At 73.4% G+C, this 20,282-nt stretch carries 17 protein-coding genes; 13 read left to right on the top strand and 4 right to left on the bottom strand.

The annotated features are described in order from the left end of the window. The first annotated feature begins 12 nt into the window (after positions 1–12). A complete protein-coding gene (locus ACPA54_RS14195) occupies positions 13–786 on the top strand; it encodes a class I SAM-dependent methyltransferase (RefSeq protein ID WP_423529539.1) in 774 nt (257 codons plus the stop codon). On the opposite strand, the gene ACPA54_RS14190 is transcribed toward ACPA54_RS14195, so the two are convergent. After that, the gene (locus tag ACPA54_RS14190) at positions 749–1,486 is read right to left on the bottom strand and encodes a creatininase family protein (protein ID WP_423529537.1); all 738 of its coding nucleotides are present in this window, start codon (positions 1,484–1,486) and stop codon (positions 749–751) included. The two genes, ACPA54_RS14195 and ACPA54_RS14190, sit on opposite strands and share 38 nt — an antisense overlap. A 120-nt stretch (positions 1,487–1,606) precedes the next feature. On the opposite strand from ACPA54_RS14190, the gene ACPA54_RS14185 reads away from it, so the two are divergent. After that, the gene (locus ACPA54_RS14185; protein ID WP_423529535.1) at positions 1,607–3,028 is read left to right on the top strand and encodes a DUF2252 domain-containing protein; all 1,422 of its coding nucleotides are present in this window, start codon (positions 1,607–1,609) and stop codon (positions 3,026–3,028) included. A gap of 120 nt (positions 3,029–3,148) precedes the next feature. Here ACPA54_RS14185 and ACPA54_RS14180 read toward each other — a convergent pair whose 3' ends face one another. Then, positions 3,149–6,757 carry a hydantoinase B/oxoprolinase family protein gene (locus tag ACPA54_RS14180; protein ID WP_423529533.1) on the bottom strand — a complete coding sequence of 1,203 codons (3,609 nt, stop codon included), beginning with the start codon at positions 6,755–6,757 and terminating at the stop codon, positions 3,149–3,151. A gap of 472 nt (positions 6,758–7,229) precedes the next feature. After that, the gene (locus tag ACPA54_RS14175) at positions 7,230–7,823 is read right to left on the bottom strand and encodes a TetR/AcrR family transcriptional regulator (RefSeq protein ID WP_345673988.1); all 594 of its coding nucleotides are present in this window, start codon (positions 7,821–7,823) and stop codon (positions 7,230–7,232) included. A gap of 227 nt (positions 7,824–8,050) precedes the next feature. Here ACPA54_RS14175 and ACPA54_RS14170 point away from each other — a divergent pair, with 227 nt between their 5' ends. Beyond that, complete coding sequence (locus tag ACPA54_RS14170) at positions 8,051–8,836, top strand: J domain-containing protein (RefSeq protein ID WP_423529530.1); 786 nt, start codon at positions 8,051–8,053, stop codon at positions 8,834–8,836. Between the two features lie 268 nt (positions 8,837–9,104). After that, on the top strand, positions 9,105–9,434 hold the full coding sequence (locus tag ACPA54_RS14165; protein ID WP_423529528.1) for a rhodanese-like domain-containing protein: 330 nt from the start codon (positions 9,105–9,107) through the stop codon (positions 9,432–9,434). Positions 9,435–9,482: 48 nt separating this feature from the next. Here ACPA54_RS14165 and ACPA54_RS14160 read toward each other — a convergent pair whose 3' ends face one another. Continuing rightward, positions 9,483–10,208, bottom strand: coding sequence for a PaaI family thioesterase (locus tag ACPA54_RS14160; RefSeq protein ID WP_423529526.1), 726 nt, complete (start codon positions 10,206–10,208; stop codon positions 9,483–9,485). Positions 10,209–10,457: 249 nt separating this feature from the next. Between ACPA54_RS14160 and ACPA54_RS14155 the strand changes: the two genes are divergently transcribed. From ACPA54_RS14155 to ACPA54_RS14115, 9 genes are all read left to right on the top strand, one after another. Beyond that, entirely contained in the window at positions 10,458–12,104 is a 1,647-nt protein-coding gene (locus tag ACPA54_RS14155; protein ID WP_423529524.1) for an AMP-binding protein, read from the top strand. 112 nt (positions 12,105–12,216) lie between these two features. Further along, the gene (locus ACPA54_RS14150; protein ID WP_423529522.1) at positions 12,217–12,918 is read left to right on the top strand and encodes a DUF5819 family protein; all 702 of its coding nucleotides are present in this window, start codon (positions 12,217–12,219) and stop codon (positions 12,916–12,918) included. After that, positions 12,905–14,149: an HTTM domain-containing protein gene (locus tag ACPA54_RS14145; protein ID WP_423529519.1), complete on the top strand. Its 1,245-nt coding sequence runs from the start codon at positions 12,905–12,907 to the stop codon at positions 14,147–14,149. The genes ACPA54_RS14150 and ACPA54_RS14145 overlap by 14 nt, the downstream gene beginning before the upstream one ends. After that, the gene (locus ACPA54_RS14140) at positions 14,146–14,877 is read left to right on the top strand and encodes a TrmH family RNA methyltransferase (RefSeq protein WP_423529517.1); all 732 of its coding nucleotides are present in this window, start codon (positions 14,146–14,148) and stop codon (positions 14,875–14,877) included. The genes ACPA54_RS14145 and ACPA54_RS14140 overlap by 4 nt, the downstream gene beginning before the upstream one ends. A 3-nt stretch (positions 14,878–14,880) precedes the next feature. Continuing rightward, positions 14,881–15,801, top strand: coding sequence for an NTP transferase domain-containing protein (locus ACPA54_RS14135; protein ID WP_423529515.1), 921 nt, complete (start codon positions 14,881–14,883; stop codon positions 15,799–15,801). Then, entirely contained in the window at positions 15,798–16,967 is a 1,170-nt protein-coding gene (locus ACPA54_RS14130) for a molybdopterin molybdotransferase MoeA (RefSeq protein ID WP_423529513.1), read from the top strand. Before ACPA54_RS14135 ends, ACPA54_RS14130 begins: the two co-directional genes overlap by 4 nt. Then, complete coding sequence (locus tag ACPA54_RS14125) at positions 16,964–18,124, top strand: potassium channel family protein (RefSeq protein ID WP_423529511.1); 1,161 nt, start codon at positions 16,964–16,966, stop codon at positions 18,122–18,124. The genes ACPA54_RS14130 and ACPA54_RS14125 overlap by 4 nt, the downstream gene beginning before the upstream one ends. Positions 18,125–18,185: 61 nt before the next feature. After that, positions 18,186–19,205 carry an NAD(P)H-quinone oxidoreductase gene (locus tag ACPA54_RS14120; protein ID WP_423529509.1) on the top strand — a complete coding sequence of 340 codons (1,020 nt, stop codon included), beginning with the start codon at positions 18,186–18,188 and terminating at the stop codon, positions 19,203–19,205. 251 nt (positions 19,206–19,456) lie between these two features. Continuing rightward, positions 19,457–20,224 (top strand): LPXTG cell wall anchor domain-containing protein, encoded by a 768-nt coding sequence (locus ACPA54_RS14115; RefSeq protein ID WP_423529507.1) that lies wholly within the window; start codon positions 19,457–19,459, stop codon positions 20,222–20,224. The last annotated feature ends 58 nt before the right edge of the window (positions 20,225–20,282 follow it).

Below are 20,282 nucleotides of genomic sequence, written 5' to 3'. Positions count from 1 at the left end.
GAAGGGGATGCCATGGCCGCCTCCGCACCGCGTATCGAACTGGACGGCCGCGATCCCGCGGCGGTGGACGGTCGTCAGCTCCGCGCTGTCGCGTTCCAGGACGTGCGCCTGGCGTACGTGCGCGAGGTGGTGCGCGATGCCGGGTCGGCGGGCGCGGGCAACGCCGCGCTGGTGGTGGGGAACGGGCGCGGGCCGTTGGCGGGATCGCTGGCCGGGCTCGGGTTCGCGGTGACGGCGGCGGATCCCTCGGCCGTTGCGACCGAGATGGCGCGGACGGAGAGCGCCGCGCGGGGGCTCCCGGTCGAGCACGTGGTGGCCGACGCGCAGAAACTCCCGGTGGGCGATGGGGCGTTCGGACTGGTGTACGTGGCGGACACCCTGGAGACGTCGGCGGATCTCGACGGCGTGGTCCGGGAGGCGGCGCGTGTGCTGGCCCCGGACGGGGTGCTCGTCTACGACACCGTGAACCGGACGTGGTTGGCGAAGGCGATCTACCTGGGCGCCTTCCAGCGGTTCCCGGGGACGCGGATCATGCCGCCGGGGCGGTACGCGGCCGAGCGCCTGCGCACGCCGGGCGAAATGGCGGGCGTCCTCGCCCGGCACGGTCTGGCGAACGAGGACACACGCGGATTCAAGCCGCGCAACCCGCTGCATCTGGTGAGGGCCACGCGCAAGCGCCGGCAGGGGAAGATCACCGACGAACAGATCCCGCCGCTGGTCGACTTCGTGCTGGGCGGGGAACCCCTGGTCACCTACCTGGGGTATGCCCGGCGAACGGCTCGGTGAGCAGCGCGATCGGAGTCGCCGCGGCGCGGGAGAGGGCGTCGAGGATGCGGCGGCCTTTGTCGGCGGTGGCCAGGGACGGGTGGCCGATCACGCCGTTCGGGGCGTAGGCCTGGATGCCCAGGGTGAGGAGATGCGGGCGGTCGGGGGCGTCGTGGTCGCCGGCCGGGTGTCCGGGGCGGACGAGGTCGGGCGCGGCATACAGGAGGAGTGAGGCCTCCAATTCGCCGGCGTGCATGTCCGCGCTGAGGCTGGTGTGCAACTCGGCGGCGTCGCGGGCTTGTTGCCAGTCCTGACGGGTGGGGAAGAGGGCCACGAGCGGTCGAGTGGTGTTGGCCTCTTGGACGAGGTTGGACAGCGCGTAATTGCCGCCGTGTGCGTTGACGATCAGCAAGGTGTCGATGCCGGAGGCGCGGAGCGAGCCGCGGATGTCCGCGACCACGGCCAGCAGGGTGGTCGCGCTGATGCTGACCGTGCCCGGGAATGCGGCGTGTTCGTGGCTGCACGACACGGTGACGGCGGGCAGCAGGAAGCCGCCGTGGTCGGAGGCGATGCGGTCGGCGACCAGCGTCGCGATGACGGTGTCGGTGGCCAGGGGCAAGTGGTCGCCGTGCTGTTCGAAGCTGCCGACGGGGAGTACCGCGAACCGCGGCCGGGCGGTGCGAAGGTCGGCCGTGGTGGTGCGGGGGAGCGCGAAATCCATGGGGCCAGGATTGCCGAGCGGAGGCGGCGGCCGCGGCAACCGCGGCCCCTGTGGCCGCGTCGGACCTAGCGATAGCTTCGGGTGGGGCCCGCCACAGGCGCGGGGGACGGAGGGTGTGCGATGGCGGTGGCCGAGGCCGTGGGCACGGCGCGGGACGAGGAAAACGCGGTGCTGGAAGGGCGCGCGTTCCGGGTGCCGGGGTTCCGGACGTGGGGGAACCGGAGCGCCAAGGCGGAGGGGAAGGCGCTGCGCAAGGCGTTCTCCCGCGGGGAGCACGCGCGTTTCGAGACGGCCGCGGACCGGCCGGACGTCGTCGACGTCGTCGAGCAGGCCAACGCGGGGCGTCTGGACCACCTGGTCCCGATCCGGATCGGCCGGATGGTGGCCACGCCCTTCGCGTTCCTGCGCGGGTCGGCCGGGCTGATGGCCGCGGACCTGGCGAACACGCCGGTCACCGGGGTCGACGCGCAGATCTGCGGTGACGCGCACGCCGGGAACTTCGGGCTGTACGGCAGCGCGGACGGGCGTCTGGTGATGGACGTCAACGACTTCGACGAGACCACCCCGGGGCCCTGGGAGTGGGACCTGAAGCGGCTCGCGGCAAGCCTCGTGGTCGCGGCGCGCGTCGGCGGCGCGGCGGAGGACGTGGCGCGGGACGCGGCCCGGGACGCCGCGGAGGCGTACCGGAAGACGATGGCGCTGCTGGCCGGTATGCCGGTGCTGCAGGCCTGGCAGGCGATCGCCGACGAGTCGCTGGTGTGGCACGCGGAAGCGCACGATCTGACCGGGCTGCTGGAGCAGGTCTCGGCGAAGGCGCGGAAGAACACCAGCGCCAAGTTCGCGTCCCGGTCGACGGTGGAACTCGGCGACGGGCGGCGCCGTTTCGTGCCGGATCCGCCGGTGCTGACGACGGTGGACGACGCGACGGCGGAGGCGGTCGCGCAGTCGCTGGCGTCGTATGCGGGGACGCTTTCGCCGGAGCGCCGGCCGATGTTCGCGCGGTTCGCGGTGGAGGACGTGGCTTTCCGGGTGGTGGGGACCGGCAGCGTCGGGCTGCGGTCGTATGTGGTGATGCTGGAAGGCAGCGGCGACGAGCCGCTGGTGCTGCAGGTGAAGGAGTCCCGGCGGTCGGCACTAGCCCCGTATCTGGGGATCGGCCACGACGCGCACGAGGGCCGCCGGGTGGTCTTCGGGCAGAAGATCATGCAGGCGGTGACGGACTCGCTGCTGGGTTGGACGACGGTCGAGGGACTGCCTTTCCAGGTGCGGCAGTTCCGGAACATGAAGGGCAGCATCGACGCGAGCCTGCTGCCCGGCGACCAGATCGACGACTACGCGCGGATGACGGGCGCGCTGCTGGCCCGCGCGCACAGCCACTCGGTCGATCCGAAGCTGCTGGCCGGATACTGCGGCAAGAACGGCAGGTTGGACGAGGCGATCGCGGACTTCGCGGTGGCGTACGCGGACCAGACCGAGCGGGACCACGAGCGGCTGGTCGCGGCGGTGGCGGCGGGACGGCTGCCGGCGGAGACCGGGGTCTGAGAGCGCCGCGGCGTCCCGGCGTCGGGCGGCCGGACCGATGGGCCGGGCCGTGGCGCCGGGGTGGATGTGCCGTTCCGGAAACAGCTTGGTGGAAAGCGGTTTCCGGAACGGCGACCCGTCTCACACCGCGCCGTAGCCTCCCCCGCCCGGCGTCTCGATCTCCAGGACGTCGCCGACCGCGACGTCCACCACGTCGAAGCCGGCCAGCGTGACCGTCCCGCCGTCCGCGCGCACGACCCGGTTGCGGCCCAGCGCGCCCGGCGCGCCGCCCGCCATGCCGTACGGCGGCACCCGCCGGTGGCCGGACAGCGTGCACACCGTCATCGGCGCCAGGAACCGGATCCGGCGGACCGCGCCGTCGCCGCCGCGCCACCGGCCCGGACCCCCGCTGCCCGGACGGATCGCGAACTCCTCCAGGCGGACCGCGAACCGCGACTCCAGCACCTCGGGGTCGGTCAACCGCGAATTCGTCATGTGCGTCTGCACCACCGACGCGCCGTCGAAGCCGTCCCCCGCTCCGGAACCCGAGCCCAGCGTCTCGTAGTACTGGTCCGACGCGTCGCCGAAGGTCACGTTGTTCATCGTCCCGGAGCCCTCCGCCTGCACGCCCATCGCGGCGTACAGCGCGCCGGTGACCGCCTGCGACGTCTCCACGTTCCCGGCGACGACCGCCGCCGGGAACTCCGGGGCGAGCATCGACCCCGGCGGGATCACGATCGTCAACGGCCGCAGGCAGCCCTCGTTGAGCGGGATCTCGTCCGCGACCAACGTGCGGAACACGTACAGGACGGCCGCGGTGACCACCGACGACGGCGCATTGAGGTTCGTCGCGAGCTGAGCCGACGTACCGCCGAAGTCGATCGTCGCGGACCGCGAGGAGCGGTCCACGGTGACCCGGACCTCGATGACCGCGCCGTTGTCCGTCTCGTAACGGTAGTGGCCGTCCTCCAACGCGTCGATGACCCGGCGGACCGCCTCCTCCGCGTTGTCCTGCACATGGCGCATGTAGGCCTGCACCACGTCGAGGCCGAAGTGCCGGATCATCCGGCGGACTTCCTCGACACCCTTGGTGTTCGCCGCCACCTGCGCCCGGAGATCGGCGAGGTTCGCCTCCGGGTTGCGCGACGGGTACTCCGCCTCGGACAGCAGCCGCCGGGTCTCCGCCTCGCGGAAACGCCCGCCGTCGACCAGCAGCCAGGCGTCGAACAGCACGCCCTCCTCGGCGATCGACGTGCTGCCCGCGGGCATCGAACCGGGCGTGATGCCGCCGATCTCGGCGTGGTGGCCGCGGGCGGCGACGAAGAACAGGATCTCCGGACCGGCCGCATCGCCGCCGTCCTCGGCGAAGACCGGCGTGATCACCGTGACGTCCGGCAGGTGCGTGCCGCCGTGGTACGGGTCGTTCACCGCGTACACGTCGCCGGGCTTCAGCCCCGCCCCGCGCCGCCGGATGACCTCCTTGACCGCGCTGCTCATCGACCCCAAGTGCACCGGGATGTGCGGTGCGTTCGCGATCAGGTTGCCGTCCGGGTCGAAGAGCGCGCACGAGAAGTCCAGGCGCTCGCGGATGTTGACCGACTGCGCGGTGGACTCCAGGGAACTGCCCATCTGCTCCGCGATGGACATGAAGAGGTTGTTGAAGATCTCCAGGAGCACCGGGTCGACCGCGGTGCCCTCCCGTGCCGACGCGAGCGCCGCGACCCGCTCGACGCGCAGGTGGCCGCCGCGGGTGGCGGTGGCCCGCCAGCCTTCGTCCACGACGGTGGTGGAGTTCGGGTCGGTGATGATCGCCGGGCCGGCGATGTGCTCGTCCACGGCCATGGACGCCCGGCTGCGCAGCGGAATGTCGCGCCAGGTGCCGGACACGTAGGTGCGCACCGGCACCGCCTCGGCGGGGCCGCGCGCGTCGTCGTCCGCGGCTTCGAGGCGCTCCGGCTGATCGGTCAGGCCGGTGGCCTCGGCGGACAGCGATTCGACGACCAGCGGTCGGTCCATGAGGAACGAATAGGTGCGGCGGTGCACGCCCTCGAATGCGGCCGTCATGGCGTCCGGCTCCGCGAAGTCGACCGCGAGCGCGGTGTCGGTGCCCTGGTAGCGCAGGTGGGCGCGCCGCGTGACGCGGATGCGGTCGGCGGGCACCCCTTCGTCGAGGAGTTCGGCGCGTGCGGCGGCCTCCAGGTCGGCGGCGGCCGAGGTCAGGCGTGGCATGACCGCCACGGACAACTCGGCCTCCACCGCGTGCTGCCGCATCGTCGTGGTGTCCGCGAGGCCGATGCCCAGCGCGGACAGCACACCCGCCATCGGCGGCACGAGAACGGTGCGGATGCCGAGCGAGTCGGCGAGTGCACACGCGTGCTGGCCGCCCGCGCCGCCGAACGTCGTCAGCGCGTACTCGCCGACGTCGTGGCCCTTCTCGACCGAGATGCGCTTGACCGCGTTGGCGGTGTTCGCGACCGCGATCCGCAGGAAGCCCTCGGCGACCTCCTCCGGGGTGCGGTCGTCGCCGGTCGCCGTGCGGATCTCCACGGCCAGGTCGGCGAACCGGCGGCGGACTGCCGCGGCGTCCAGCGGCTGGTCCCCGTCCGGGCCGAAGACGTGCGGGAAGAACGCCGGCTGGATGCGGCCGAGCATGACGTTGGCGTCGGTCACCGTCAGCGGACCGCCGTTGCGGTAGCAGGCGGGGCCGGGATCGGCGCCCGCCGACTCCGGGCCCACCCGGTAGCGGCCGCCGTCGAACCGCAGAATCGATCCCCCGCCCGCCGCGACGGTGTCGATGGCGAGCATCGGGGCGCGCAGCCGGACACCCGCGACCTGGGTGTCGAAGACCCGCTCGTACTCGCCCGTGTAATGCGAGACGTCGGTGGACGTGCCGCCCATGTCGAAGCCGATGATCTTGTCGTATCCGGCGAGTTCGGACATGCGGGCCATGCCCACGATGCCGCCCGCGGGACCCGACAGGATCGCGTCCTTGCCGCGGAAGTGGTGCGCTTCCGCGAGCCCGCCGTTGGACTGCATGAACATCAGCCGGACGCCCGGGAGCTGGTCGGCGACCTGCGCGACGTAGCGGCCCAGCACCGGTGACAGATAAGCGTCCACGACGGTGGTGTCGCCGCGCGGCACGATCTTCATCAGCGGACTGACCTCGCTGGACAGCGAGATCTGCGGGAAGCCGATCTCCGCGGCGAGCGCGCCGACGGCCTCCTCGTGCGCCGGGTTCTCGTAGCTGTGCAGGCAGACGACGGAGACGGCCCGGATGCCCGCGTCGTACGCGTCCCGGAGTCCGCCGGCGAGCGCGGCCAGGTCGGGGGCGCGGAGTTCGGTGCCGTCCGCGGCGATCCGCTCGTCGACCTCGACGACCCGCTCGTACAGCGACTCCGGCAGGTCGATGCGGCGCGCGAAGATGCTCGGCCGGTTCTGGTAGCCGATCCGCAGCGCGTCCCGGAAGCCGCGGGTGATGACCAGGAGCGTGCGGTCGCCTTTGCGTTCCAGCAGGGCGTTGGTGGCCACCGTGGTGCCCATCCGCACCTGGTCGACGAGTTCCGGCGTGACGGGGGTGTCGGCGGGCAGGTCGAGCAGCGCGCGGATCCCGGCGACCGCGGCGTCGCGGTAGCGGGCCGGGTTCTCGGACAGCAGCTTGTGCGTGACCAGGCGGCCGTCCGGACGGCGGGCGACGATGTCGGTGAACGTGCCGCCGCGGTCGACCCAGAACTGCCAGCGCCGACTCGTCACTTTGCCTCCCGGTGGCTGGGAACGACCTGATACCACCGGTTTTACCGGTAGCCGGGCCGAAACGGACCCGGGCGGGGCCGGAAAACACGTCGGGAGTGCGTCACGTCGGCGCGGGGCGTCCCGCGGAATGCGGGCGGCCCGGCGCGGCGCGTAGTCCACGTGCGCCGGCCGGGCCGTCGGGTGGCGGCTGCCGGGTGCCTGGGGGACACCCGGCCGAGGCCCGCCTGGCGAGCGGGCCGGATGGTGCTGTGCTGGTCCGACGACCGTCGAGGAATCCCCCGTATGGAATCCGGCGCTGCCGCACTGCCGTCGAACCGCAGTGCGACGCTGCGCCGGGCTCCACTGCCCGAAGTCCTCGCCGGGGTCGGCGTTCAGGTCGATCCTCTGGTGCTGCGTCCCTGGCTTGCGAGGGCCCGCTCCGGGCTACGGAGTCGCCGGGAAGGCCCTCGGCGTTGGTGCGTGGCTCCCGGCGTCAGGCCTGCGGCTGTTTGACCGAGGCTATGGAACGGCGGGTGAAATCGACCAGGTGCTCGCGGCGGCGGGCCCGAGCCTGGTCCGTGTCGGTTTCGGTGCCCAGGATGATGCGCGCCATCTGCGGCATCGTGGACTGCCACGCGGCGATCCCGATCAGCGAGAACAGGAGCTGAGCCACGTCGGGGGTGGGCTGCACGCCGAGGTGTTCGGCGAACTCCTGCAACTTGACGGCGTAGCTCGTGGCCCGCCGGTCCTCGTCCGGGATCGGTTCGTTCCCGTAGTACAGCGCCTCCCACAGCAGCAGCCGGAGCAGCTCCGGACGTGCGATGTAGAAGTCGTAGATCTGCGCGACGTACTCGGCCGGATCGTCACTCGGCATCGTGACGACCGCAGTCAGCTCTTGGAGCGACTCGCTGAGAACGTGCTGGAACAACTGCTCCTTATTGCCGAAATAGGCGTAGATGCGTTCCTTGTTCACTCCGGCGCGCAAGGCGATGCGGTCGACGCGGGCGCCGGCAATGCCGTGCTCGGCGAATTCCGCGCGGGCGGCGTCGAGAAGTTTGGCTCGGGTACGTGCGGTGTCGGGCGGCATGGCTGGATCTTATCCCCTCTAGCCAACTGCTTGGTTGGATCGACTGGCCAGGGACGGCCCGACCATGCTGCCCTAAGACTTAGGCTGGCGTGGGCTGTTGTGAGTGATTTGATCTTCTCGACACCTAACAGGTTTGTAAGGAAGGGATCGACGGAGCGTGTTCGGCCCTTGCCGTGCAGCGCCGTTCACCCCGGGTAGACGGCCGCCAAGGAGGGCGAAGCACTGCGATGGAAGCTGACTACGCACCGGTGACGTGGACGGACCCGCACGTGACGGAACTGGAGCAGGAGGTCGCCGGGGTCGAGGCGGGCCTGCTGGACGCCGAGGTGGACGTCGCAACGTTGCGTGTCGAACTGGACAATCTTGCGTTCGCGCACCACCGCCGGCTCGGCCCGCTGTACGAGCGGCTCGACGAACTCGACGCCCTGTACGCCGAGGCGGTCGCGGCGCAGAGCGGCAAAGCCGACGACATCCGCCGCGCGCTGGAGGCGCGGGCGGCCGTCGACCCGATGCCCGACCTCGACGAACTGATGGACGCCTTCGGCGCCGAGCAGGAGCAGACGGTCGCCCCGCCGGAAGAGCGCCGGGTCAAGCCGAGCGAGGAAGCGCGCCGCCTGTACCGGGAGCTGGCCCGCCGGGCGCACCCGGACCTGGCGCAGGACGACGCGGAGAAAGAGCGCCGCGGGGACTTCATCGCGCGCGTGAACGCGGCTTACGCGGCCGGGGACATCGCCGGGCTGATGGCCCTCGACGAGGAGTGGGCGTCGGGCGCCCCGGGGGCGGCGCAGCCGACCGGCCCGGACCGCGCGGCGTTCCTGCGGACCCGGCTGGCGCTGCTGACGGCCCGTCAAGAGCAGCTGGCGGCCGAACGGGAGACGCTGCTGGCGAGCCCGATGGGGCAACTGCTGGCGCTGGCGCCGGACGACCCGGACGGGCTGCTGGAGTACCTGGCGGAGCAGCTGCTGGCGCGGATCGAGGAGCGCGAGGGGGAGCTGGCGCGGCTGGTGGGCTGAGCGGCCCGCGGGCGCGCCGTGGGCCGTCCCGGTCCGGCCGGATGGGCGTCGGCCGGACCGGGCCGGGTCGGCGGGGCCGGCGGAGCGCCGGCTCGGTCGCGATGAGTCACAAGATTCCCCCGTTGCACTGGCATAGCAATCATTTCGTCCGGTGTGTTGGTGGATTGCCCCTTTTGGCCTTCGGTCGTCGTCCGGGCCGGATCATGGCCGACAATGGGGGGCCACCCGGCGCGCCCAGGCGCGCCGACCGACCGAAGCCGGAGAACCGATGTTCCAGTCGCTGCCCGCCGTCGGCGCCGCCGAGGTCCCTTCCGACGCCTTCCTGCTCGACGTGCGCGAGGCCGAGGAGTGGACCGCAGGCCATGTGGACGGCGCCCTGCACATTCCGATGGGCACGTTGACGGCGCGCCTCGACGAGGTCCCGAAGGACACCCGCGTCTATGTGATGTGCCGGGTGGGTGGCCGCTCCGGCCAGGTCACCGCGTATCTCGCCCAGCAGGGCTGGGACGCCGTCAACATCGACGGCGGCATGCTCGCGTGGGAGGCAGCAGGCCGGCCGATGGTGGCCGAGCACGCTGGGACGCCGTTCGTGGCCTGAGGCCCGCCGGGCGGGCGGCGCCGGCCCCGGGGCCGGCGCCCTGGTCCGTCAGCTGTGCGCGGCCGGTTCCGCGTTCAGGGTGCGGTCCGACACGAAGACCGCGGTCGCCTGCGCGGTGACCTCGCCGTGCGCGCGGATCTCCCCCGTCACGAACGTCTTGCGGCCCTCGCGCTTCTCGAAGCGCGCGCTCAGCTCCAGCGGTACGTCGTACGGCGTCGCCTTGCGGAACCGCAGGTCGAGGCCCGCGGTGAACCCGGCCGGGCCGCTGAGCGACGCCGCGACGCCGAGCAGCTGGTCGAGCACGGTCGCGACGATGCCGCCGTGCACGCGTCCCGGCGGGCCGCCGTGCGCCGCGGTGAGCGTCACCGCACCGCGGATCTCCACCGGCCGCGGGTCGCTGCCCGGCGGGGGCGGCGTGGGCAGGTCGAAGAACTCCATGCGGGCCGCCTGCGGGTTGAGCCGCCCGGACCCGGCCTGGGTGAGGTGCTCGAAGCGCCCGTTGCCGTGCCGGACCAGCATCACCACGCGGTCCTTGGGTCGCTGCGCCGCGCGCAGCGCCTCGGTGATCTCCGCGACGCGCCGGGCGGCGTCCGCGCGGACCGCGCCGTCGACGTCGGTGAGCACCGCGGCCTCGACCAGGTCGCGGATCCGTTCGGCCAGCTCGAACGCCTCCGGGGCGATGTCCTCGGCGGCCGGCATGTCGGCGCCGAGCAGCGCGGCCAGGGTGGCCGCGGACGGGCCCGCGACGGTCGGGGCGCTGCGGTCGCCGGTCATGCCCGCACCCCGCCGCGCCCGGTCCGGCCGTACGCATCCGTACTGGTGATCTGCCCGCTTCGCTCGCTCATGCGTGCCCCTTGCCGTGCCGGGTCCGGCCGGTGCGCCGCAGACCCTCGGCGGCCCGCTGCCGAGCCGCCGATCCGGTCCGATGCGCACCGATTCCGGCCGCACTATCGGTTGACAGTGTCAATGATGCAAACAGAATGCATCTGACGGTGTATCAGGAATCGGCCGAGGGAGCACAACATGGTCACCATCACCGAGCTGGTCCACAAACAGGTCGGAGACCATCGCGTCGGGCTCATGTTCGAGGACCGGACCTGGACGCACCACGAGGTGGCCCGCGCCGCGGCGGCCCGAGCCGCCCTGATCGCCGACCGGCTGCCCGCCGCCGCCGCCCCGCACGTCGGGGTCCTGCTCGACAACGTGCCCGAGTTCCCGATGTGGCTGGAAGGCATCGCCCTGGCCGGCGGCACCCTCGTCGGAGTGAACTCGACCCGCCGCGGCGCCGAGCTGGCCCGCGACATCGCGCACGCCGACTGCTCGTTCGTGGTCACCGAGCGCGCCCACCTGCCGCTCCTCGACGGGCTCGACCTGGGCATCCCGAAAGAGCGGCTGCTGGTCGTCGACGACCCGGAGTACGACGGCATCCTCGCCCCGTATGCGGACGCCGACCTGCCCGCCGACGACGTCACCCCGGACACCCGGCTCCTCATCGTCTTCACCTCCGGCTCGACCGGCGCCCCCAAGGGCGTCATCTGCTCCCAGGGCCGCCTGGCCGGGGCGGGGAGCGTGCTCACCGAGCAGTTCGGCTTCGACCGGGACAGCGTCAACTACATCTGCATGCCGATGTTCCACGGCAACGCGCTGATGGCGAACTGGTCGCCGGCGCTGCGCGCGGGCGGCGCGGTGGCGCTGCGCCGGAAGTTCTCCGCGTCCGGGTTCCTCGAGGACGTGCGCAAGTTCCAGGCGACCTACTTCACCTACGTGGGACGCGCGGTCTCCTACATCCTGGCCACCCCCGAGCAGCCCGACGACGCCGACAACCCGCTGCGCGCCGGCTTCGGCACCGAGGCGGGCACCGTCGACATGCTCCGCTTCGAGAAGCGCTTCGGGGTGAAGCTGACCGAGGGCTACGGCAGTTCCGAGGGCGGCATGAACGTCAACTGGCGGCCCGGCACCCCGGACCGCGCGGTCGGCCCGTGCCCGGAGAACGCCGCGCTGCTGGACCCGGAGACCGGGAAGGAGTGCCCGCGCGCGGTCTTCGACGCGTCCGGGCGGCTGCTGAACGGCGACGAGGCGATCGGCGAACTCGTCAACCTCGGGCGCAACGGCTTCGAGGGCTACTGGCGCAACGACGACGCCAACGCCGCCCGCACCCGGAACGGGCAGTACTGGACGGGCGACCACTTCTACCGCGACGACGCAGGCTACCTGTACTTCGCGGCGCGTGCCGACGACAAGCTGCGGGTCGACAGCGAGAACCTGTCCGTCGTCACCATCGAGTCGATCCTGTCCCGGTTCGACCCGATCGAGGCGGTCGTGGTGTACGGGGTGCCGGATCCGGTGTCGGGCGACCAAGTCATGGCGGCGGTGCAGATCCGTCCCGGAAGCACGTTCGACCCGGCGGAGTTCGAGGCGTTCCTCGGCGCGCAGAGCGACCTGGGGACGAAGATGGCGCCGCGGTTCGTGCGCGTCACCGAGCGGATCCCGGTGACGGCGACGAGCAAGGTCAACAAGGTCGGGCTGCGGCGCGAGGGCTTCCGTACCGAGGATCCGGTGTGGTGGACGCCGGAGCGCGGCGCGGCCTACCGGCCGTTCGACGCCGCGGCGCGCGACGGGCTGCTGGGGGTGTACGCGGCGCACGGACGGGCCGGCGAGTTGGACTTGTGACCTCCGTCGGGTGATGCGGGGGTGACGCGGGGTGCCGCGCCGCGGAATGCTGTCCGTCCGCGGCGCGCAGCCGGTAGCGTGCGGCTGCCGACGACCACGTACGGGGAGGGCCATGCCGGACCAGGACACCGTGACCGGCCACCCCGCCGTCCCCAAACCCCGTGCCCCGCGCACCCCGGCGGTGGACTACGGCGTCGACTTGGAGGACCCCGCCGCGCGGTCGCCGCGCGTGCAGTTGGCGGCCGCGGTCGTCGCGATGCTGCTGATCGTCGGAGTGGGCCTCCACCTGCTGTTCGTCACCCTGCATGTGGCGCCCGAGAGCCGCGCATCCCGCAAGTACGCGGGGGCGACGGACTCGTGGATCTACCCGCTGTTCGAACAGAACTGGCGGCTGTTCGCGCCGAACCCGCTCAACGTCAACATCCGCGTCAACGCCCGCGCCCAGGTGCGCGCGGCGGACGGCAGCGTGACCGAGACCCCGTGGATCGACCTGACCGGCGACGACATCGACCACATCCGCGGCAATCCGTTCCCCAGCAAGGCGGACCAGAACATGCTGCGCCGCGCCTGGGACTTCTACACGGGATCGCACAACAACGACGAGACCCCGTCGTCCGGGCAGGCCGGACTCGCCGAGGACTACCTGCGGAGCATCGTGGTGCACCGCCTCCGGCAGGAAGGCCGCGCCGACGGCGTGGTCGCCGTGCAGGTCCGCAGCGTGTCGACGGCGATTCCGGAGCCGGGGGCGGGCGCCTCCGGGCCGAGCATCCGCGAACTGGGCTGGTGGGAGACGAGGCCCGATGACTTCCGTTGATTCCGCAGCCGAGTCCGCCGGACCCGCCGGGTCGGCCGCCGATGCCGGCACGGCCACGGTGACGGCACCCGGCACACCGGCACCGCCGCCCGCTCCGGAGCACGCGCCGGTCGCCAAGCCGCCCGCCGCGAAGTCCCTCGACCTGCGCGCCGCCGACGCCCTCGTCGGCTTCCTCGACCGCCTCACCGGGCGGACCCGCGGCCTGCACCAGGCGGCGCTGCTGCGGATCGGCTTCGGCACGGTGTTCCTGGTCGGTCTGCTGCGCGAGTTCCTCAACCGGCGCGAGATCTGGGGCGACCAGTCGCCGTGGACCCCGGACATGGCGCGGCGCCTGCTCGACGGCATCGACGGCGTCAGCATCCTGCTGGTGCGCGACGACCGCTGGTGGTTCGAGCTGATGTACGCGCTCGCCGTCGTCGTCACCGCACTGTTCGTGGCCGGCTGGCACACGCGGGCCACGTCGGTGCTGTTCTGCGTGATGGTGGTGTCGTTCAACAGCCGGTCGCTGCTGATGACCGACGGCGGCGACACCGTCCTGCTGCTGATGTCCTTCTACCTGGCGTTCACCGCGTGCGGACGGGTGTGGTCGCTGGACGCGCGCCGGGCGCGCCGCACCGGCCGGACCCGGTCGCCCGGGCCCGGCCAGGAAACCGGCGTGTTCGTGGGCCTGTGCGCGGTCGTCGCGGCGGGCCTGCTGCTCCCGTGGTGGGTGTCGCTGCTCGGCGCGGCCGTGGTGCTCGGCGGGATGTGGCGGCTGCCGCTCGGCCTCGAGCAGCTGCGCACGGGTGTGGTCACCGCGATGCACCACTGCGCGATGGCCGTCGTCGCCGCGCAGGTGTGCATCGTCTACGGCGCCGCCGGGCTCTACAAGGTGCAGGGCAGCCGCTGGCAGGACGGCACCGCGATGCACTACGCGCTCAACATCGAGTACTTCCGTCCGTGGCCGTGGCTGTCCGGGCTCGCCGACGGCGGCCCGGAACTGGGGACGCTGATCGCGTACATCACGGTGTTCACCCAGGTCGGCTTCGCGTTCCTGGTGTTCGCCAAGCGCGCCAAGTACGCGGCGATCGCGCTGCTCATGGGCATGCACCTGGCGATCGCGGTGCTGCTGGGGCTGCCCGCGTTCTCCGCGTCGATGGCGCTCGGCGACGCCGTGTTCCTGCCCACCGCGTTCCTGCTGGCGGTCCGGGCCCGGATGCCTCGGCGGCGTCCGCGTACTCTCGACGGGTGAGCCACGTCCCCGCCGCCGAACCCGCCGCCGACCTCGATGCCCGCCTCGAGGACGACCCGGACCGGGCCGGCGACCGGGAGGACGACCGGGAGGACCGGGACGACCGGGTCGTCGGTGTGGGCCCGCACCCGCTGCCGTGGCCGGACGACCCGCGCTACGACCCGGAGCTGCTCGCCGAGGGGGACCGGCGGAACGTCGTCGACGGCTACCGGTACTGGACGCGCGAGGCGATCGTCGCGGACCTGGACACACGACGCCACGAGTTCCACGTCGCGGTCGAGAACTGGCAGCACGACATGAACATCGGGTCGGTGGTGCGGACCGCCAACGCGTTCCTGGCCCGCGAGGTGCACATCGTCGGACGGCGGCGGTGGAACCGGCGCGGCGCGATGGTGACCGACCGGTACCAGCACGTGCGGCACCACGCGACGGCCGAGGAGTTCGCCGCGTGGGCGGCCGCCGAGGGCCTGCCGGTCGTCGGCATCGACAACCTGCCGGGCGCGGTGCCGCTGGAGACGACGGAGCTGCCGCGCCGCTGCGTCCTGCTGTTCGGCCAGGAAGGCCCGGGCCTGAGCGAGGCCGCCTGGGCGGCGTCGCAGACGGTCTGCTCGATCGCCCAGTTCGGCTCGACCCGGTCGATCAACGCGGGCGCGGCAGCGGCGATCGCCATGCACACCTGGATCGTGCAGCACGTCCCGGCCTCGGAGCTGCCGCCGAGCGGGGTGTGAGGGATGGCGGACGGCGAAACCGCGGGAGCGGGAAACGGGCCCGGGGCCGCGTTCGACGCGGTGATCCTCGCGGGCGGTGCCGCGCGGCGGCTCGGCGGTCGGGACAAGCCGGGGCTGCTCGTCGGAGGGGCGACGCTGCTGGACCACGCCGTCGCGGCGTGCGCCGGGGCCCACCGGACCGTCGTGGTCGGCCCGGAGCGCCCGACCGCCGCCCCGGTGACGTGGGTCCGCGAGGACCCGCCCGGAGGGGGGCCGGTGGCCGCGCTCGCCGCGGGCCTGGCCGCGGTGTCCGCGCCGGTGACGCTGCTGCTGGCCGCCGATCTGCCGTTCGTCACCCGCGAGGTGACGGAGCGTCTGGTCGCCGCGCTGAGCGACCCGCCGGACATTTCGGGACACCCTGCCGCCGACGCGGTCCTCCTCACCGACTCCACCGGACGCGACCAGCCTCTGCTCGCGGTCTACCGCACCGGTGCCCTGCGAAACGCCGTCGCGGCCGTGGGCGATCCCGACGGTGCGCCGCTGCGGCGGGTGTGGGCGGGGCTCCGCGCGGCCCGGATGGCCGATCCCGGACGTGCTGCGTTCGACTGCGACACCTGGCCTCAAGTACGCGCGGCCAGGGCAACCTCGGGGAGGATGGAAAACGTGCTGGAGGACTGGATCGAGGCCGTCAAGGCCGAACTCGGGATCGAGCTGGACGTCGACATCGCGGCGCTGCTCGACATGACCAAGGTGGCCGCGCACAACGTCGTGCGGCCCGCCGCGCCGCTCACGGCGTTCCTCGTCGGGTACGCCGCCGCGCAAGCGGGCGGCGGATCCGCGGCGGTCGCCGACGCGCTGCGCAAGGCCGAGGCGCTCGCTGCCGCGTACGAACGCCCCGACGCCGCGTCCGGCGGGGCGGACACGGGGGGAACCGCCGCCCCATGACCGCACACCACGATCTGCCGTGGCCCGACGCCCGCGCCCGCGCCCGGGCCGCCGGTCGGCCGCTCCCCGCGGTCTCCCGGACCCTGCACCACGCGCGCGACCACGTCCTCGCCCGCCCGGTGACCGCGCTCACCGACCTGCCGCCGTTCGACACCTCCGCGATGGACGGCTGGGCGGTTGCCGGCCCCGGCCCGTGGCGGATCCGCGGCCGCCTGCTGGCCGGCGACGACGCCGACGCGGTCGGCACGCTGCGGGACGGCGACGCCGTGGAGATCGCCACCGGCGCCCGGCTGCCGCGCGGCGCCACCGGCGTCCTGCGCAGCGAACGCGCCAAGGTCGACGAATCGTTGCTCTTCGGCGACGTCCAGCAGGGCGGCGACATCCGCCCGCAGGGCCAGGAGTGCCGCAGCGGCGACGATCTGCTGCCGGCCGGCACCGTGGTCAACCCGGCCGTCACCGGCCTGGCCGCCGCGGCCGGCTACGACGAGCTCGTCGTCGTCGACCGGCCCCGCGTCGAAGTCCTCGTGCTCGGCGACGAACTCCTCGACTCCGGTCCGCCGCGCGACGGCCGGATCCGGGACGCGCTCGGGCCGCTGCTCACCCCGTGGCTGCGCACCCTCGGCGCGGACCTGCGGCGCGTCCGCCGGCTCGGCGACGACCTGGCCGCGCTCCGCCGCGCGGTCGAAAGCTCGCAGGCCGACGTGGTCATCACGACCGGCGGCACGGCCGGCGGCCCCGTCGACCACATCCATCCGCTGCTGCGCGACCTGGGCGCCGAACTCCTCGTCGACGGCGTCGCGGTGCGCCCCGGCCATCCGATGGTGCTCGCCCACCTGCCCGGGCCGCGGCCCGGCAGCGGCCGGTTCCTCGTCGCGCTGCCCGGCAACCCGCTCGCCGCGGTGTCCGGGATGCTGACGCTGACCGTGCCGCTGCTGCGCCGGCTGTCCGGCCGCCCCGAGCCGCGTCCGCGCCGGATCCGGATCGCGCAGGCGGTCACCGGGCATCCGCGGGACACCCGGCTGGTGCCGGTGTCCGGCGACACGCCGCTGCACTTCTCCGGGCCCGCGATGCTGCGCGGCCTGGCCGTCGCGGACGGCATGGCCGTCGTGCCGCCGGGCGGGCTGCGGGCGGGCGAGCGGGCGGAAGTGCTGCGGGTGCCGCGGTGAAAACCGTCCGCACGCCCGACGAGCAGCCGTCGGACCGGCGGGGGCCGATGGGGGCGCTCGCCCGGCCCCTGCCGCGCCCGGCCGAGCCGGACCCCGACAACGGGTTCCCGGGCGCCGCCGAGATCGGGATCCCGCGCCGCAAGCCGGGGCCGCTCAAGCAGGTCGTGCGGCGGTTCGCCCTCGCGCTGCTGGTGCTCGCCGTCACGGTGCTCCTGGTGTGGATCGAACGGGACGGCTACCGCGACAGCGTCGACGGCCACCTGTCGTTCCTGGACGCCGTCTACTACGCCACCGTGACGCTGTCCACGACCGGCTACGGCGACGTCATCCCGGCCAGCGACTCCGCGCGGCTGATGAACATCGTGCTCATCACCCCGCTGCGCGTGGTCTTCCTGATCATCCTGGTCGGCACCACCCTGGAAGTCCTCACCGAACGGACGCGGGAGCAGTGGCGGCTCTCCCGCTGGAGGTCCACGTTGCGAGACCACACCGTCGTCGTCGGCTACGGCACCACCGGCTACAGCGCGATCAGCACGCTCGTCGCGCAGGGCGTGCCGCGCGACCGCATCGTGGTCGTCGACCCGGACGCCGAAGCCGTCGCGGCCGCCATGCAGGACGGGCTGGTCGCGGTGGCCGGCGACGCGACGCGCGCCGACGTGCTGCGCCGGGCCGAGTTCGAGCGGGCCCGCAACCTGATCGTGTCGGCGAACCGCGACGACACCGCCGCGCTGGTCACCCTGACCGCGCGGCAGATCAACCGGCGGGCGTGGATCGTGGTCGCGGTCCGCGAGGACGAGAACTCCCCGCTGATCCGGCAGAGCGGCGCCGACTCGGTGGTCACCACCGCGAGCGCCGCGGGCCGCCTGCTGGGTGTCTCGATGCTGAGCCCGAACGTCGGCGAGGTCGTCGAGGACCTGCTGCACTACGGCTCGGGCATGGACCTGATCGAGCGGCCGGTGGACAAGCGGGAGACCGGGAAGTCACCCGCCGACTGCCGCGACCTGGTGGTCGCGGTGATCCGGGGGCACCGCATGCTGCGCCACGACGACCCGGAGGCGTCGAAGCTGGCGACGGGGGACCGCTTGGTCGTCATCCGCAGCGGCCCGCGCCGCCCGGACCCGATGGGTCCGCGGGCGCATCCGTCGCCGGTGTCCTGAACCGGGCGGACGGGCCCACCGCGGCGCGCACGAATCGAACGTCGAACGAGGAGCGGAACCGTTGTACGCGATCACCATCAACGCCCCCGGCGGCCCCGAGGTGCTGACCTGGACCGAGGTGCCCGACGAGGAGCCCGCGGCCGGCGAGGTGCTCGTCGAGGTGGCGGCCGGGGCAGTGAACCGGGCCGACCTGATGCAGCGTCAGGGCTTCTATCCGCCGCCGCCCGGCGCGTCGCCGTACCCGGGTCTGGAGGTGTCCGGGCGGATCGCGCGGCTCGGCCCGGGGGTGTCCGGCTGGGCGGTCGGCGACGAGGTGTGCGCGCTGCTCGCGGGCGGCGGCTACGCCGAGTACGTGCGCGTCCCGGTCGGCCAACTGCTGCCGGTGCCGCGCGGGATCGGCCTGGTGGAGAGCGCCGCGCTGCCCGAGGTGGCGACGACGGTGTGGTCGAACGTGTTCATGGTCGCGCACCTGCGGCCGGGCGAGTCGTTCCTCGTGCACGGCGGCGCGGGCGGCATCGGCACGATGGCCATCCAACTCGCCAAGGCGGTCGGCGCGCGGGTGTTCACGACGGTGGGCAGCCCGGAGAAGGCGGCGGTGTGCCGCGAGCTGGGCGCCGACGTGGCGATCGACTACCGCACCGAGGACTTCGTCGCGCGCATCGCGGAGGAGACCGGCGGGGCGGGCGTGGACGTGATCCTGGACAACATGGGTGCGAAGTACCTGGCCCGCAATATCGACGCGCTGGCCGTCAACGGACGTCTGGTGATCATCGGCATGCAGGGCGGCCGCAAGGCGGAGATCGACCTGAGCGCGCTGCTGAACAAGCGGGCCGCGGTGGCCGCGACGGCGCTGCGGTCCCGGCCGCTCGCCGAGAAGGCGGCGATCGTCGCGGCGGTCCGCGAGCACGTGTGGCCGCTGATCGCCGCGGGTCGGGTACGGCCGGTCGTGGACCGGATCATGCCGATGCGGGAGGCCGCGGACGCGCACCGGCTGCTGGAGAGCAGCGGGCACGTCGGCAAGGTGGTGCTGTCCGTGGGCGAGGAGCCGGGCACGACGCCCCCGGGGACCGCGGCCCCCTAGGCGACCGCGCTCCCGGGTGGCCGAGGGCCGCGTGGGCTCCTCGGCCACTCGGTTGCTCGGCCACTCGGGAGCGCGGCCACGCGGCCACCCGGTCTCCGGCCCCGTGACCACTGCTGAACAACACTGATCATTTGGTCTGATCGGAATGTCGGTAATTGAACAGATAGTCCGCTTTTCCTAGGCTGCGAACTACACCGGTCCGACTGGTGGTGTCGGCTCCTGCCGACTCGCGAGCACTGGGGAAGGTCGCCGTGACGAAGCGGATCCGCAGGGCCGCGGCTTGCCTGGTCCTGGTGGCGTTGGTCGTCCCGGCGGCTGCGGGTGCCTCCCCGGAGCCTTCGCCGGGACCCGCCGAGGCTGCGCCCCGGACCGGGCTCGCAGGAATCCCCGTGCTGCGGCCCGATCCCAACCCGCACCCGTCGATCGTGCCGGGCGACCCCGGCGATCCCGCGCACCGGCTTCCGGCGCGCTCCGGGCCGGGCGGCGAACCGAGCGCGGCGGAACGCGACGCGCTGCTGGCCCGGGTCGCCCCACTCGGCATCCGCGCGGTGGTGGACGAGTCGGGCGTCCCCGCGCTCACCGTCGACCACGAACTCGTACTGGCCGGCGGCCCCGACGGCATCGCCGCGCTGCGCGGCGCGGGCCTGGAAATCGCTCCCGGGCCGCGCGCCGACGTCGTGGCGGTCCGGCAGGGCGGCCGGGTGGTGGCCTGGTACATCGTCGACCCGCCGGCCGCGGCCGGCCCGGCCGCTCCGCCGCCGACCGGCGCCCCTCCGGCCCACTCCCCGCCGCCGAACTCCCCGTCGGCCAACGGCCCGCCGCCCGCCGCTGGGCCGCCCGCCGCCGGGCCGCCCGCCGCGCTCGGTCCGGCGGCCTCGGCGCCCCTCGCCGCGGATCCCCCCTCGGCCGGGCTGCCGCAGACCGGGCCGAACGGCGTGCTGGCGCTGACCGTCGTGGGCCTGGCCTGCCTGCTGGTCGGGCTCGGTGCCGTCCGGCACGCCCGGCGCAGCCGACGCTGACGTCTGTCCCCAGCCTGTGGACAACCGGTCCGCCGCCGCCTCGGCGCGCGGTGTGCGG

Origin of the sequence: Uniformispora flossi, from assembly GCF_049534875.1 — a bacterium.
Lineage (GTDB): Bacteria > Actinomycetota > Actinomycetes > Streptomycetales > Streptomycetaceae > Yinghuangia > Yinghuangia aomiensis.
The sequence above is the reverse complement of the archived record's forward strand: the minus strand, read 5'-3'. Positions and strand labels throughout refer to the sequence as shown.

Coding starts and splice junctions, on each gene's coding strand:
- ACPA54_RS14195 (WP_423529539.1), top strand. CDS start 13: ATGGCCGCCTCCGCACCGCGTATCGAACTGGACGGCCGCGATCCCGCG.
- ACPA54_RS14190 (WP_423529537.1), bottom strand. CDS start 1,486: ATGGATTTCGCGCTCCCCCGCACCACCACGGCCGACCTTCGCACCGCC.
- ACPA54_RS14185 (WP_423529535.1), top strand. CDS start 1,607: ATGGCGGTGGCCGAGGCCGTGGGCACGGCGCGGGACGAGGAAAACGCG.
- ACPA54_RS14175 (WP_345673988.1), bottom strand. CDS start 7,823: ATGCCGCCCGACACCGCACGTACCCGAGCCAAACTTCTCGACGCCGCC.
- ACPA54_RS14170 (WP_423529530.1), top strand. CDS start 8,051: ATGGAAGCTGACTACGCACCGGTGACGTGGACGGACCCGCACGTGACG.
- ACPA54_RS14165 (WP_423529528.1), top strand. CDS start 9,105: ATGTTCCAGTCGCTGCCCGCCGTCGGCGCCGCCGAGGTCCCTTCCGAC.
- ACPA54_RS14160 (WP_423529526.1), bottom strand. CDS start 10,208: ATGACCGGCGACCGCAGCGCCCCGACCGTCGCGGGCCCGTCCGCGGCC.
- ACPA54_RS14155 (WP_423529524.1), top strand. CDS start 10,458: ATGGTCACCATCACCGAGCTGGTCCACAAACAGGTCGGAGACCATCGC.
- ACPA54_RS14150 (WP_423529522.1), top strand. CDS start 12,217: ATGCCGGACCAGGACACCGTGACCGGCCACCCCGCCGTCCCCAAACCC.
- ACPA54_RS14145 (WP_423529519.1), top strand. CDS start 12,905: ATGACTTCCGTTGATTCCGCAGCCGAGTCCGCCGGACCCGCCGGGTCG.
- ACPA54_RS14135 (WP_423529515.1), top strand. CDS start 14,881: ATGGCGGACGGCGAAACCGCGGGAGCGGGAAACGGGCCCGGGGCCGCG.
- ACPA54_RS14130 (WP_423529513.1), top strand. CDS start 15,798: ATGACCGCACACCACGATCTGCCGTGGCCCGACGCCCGCGCCCGCGCC.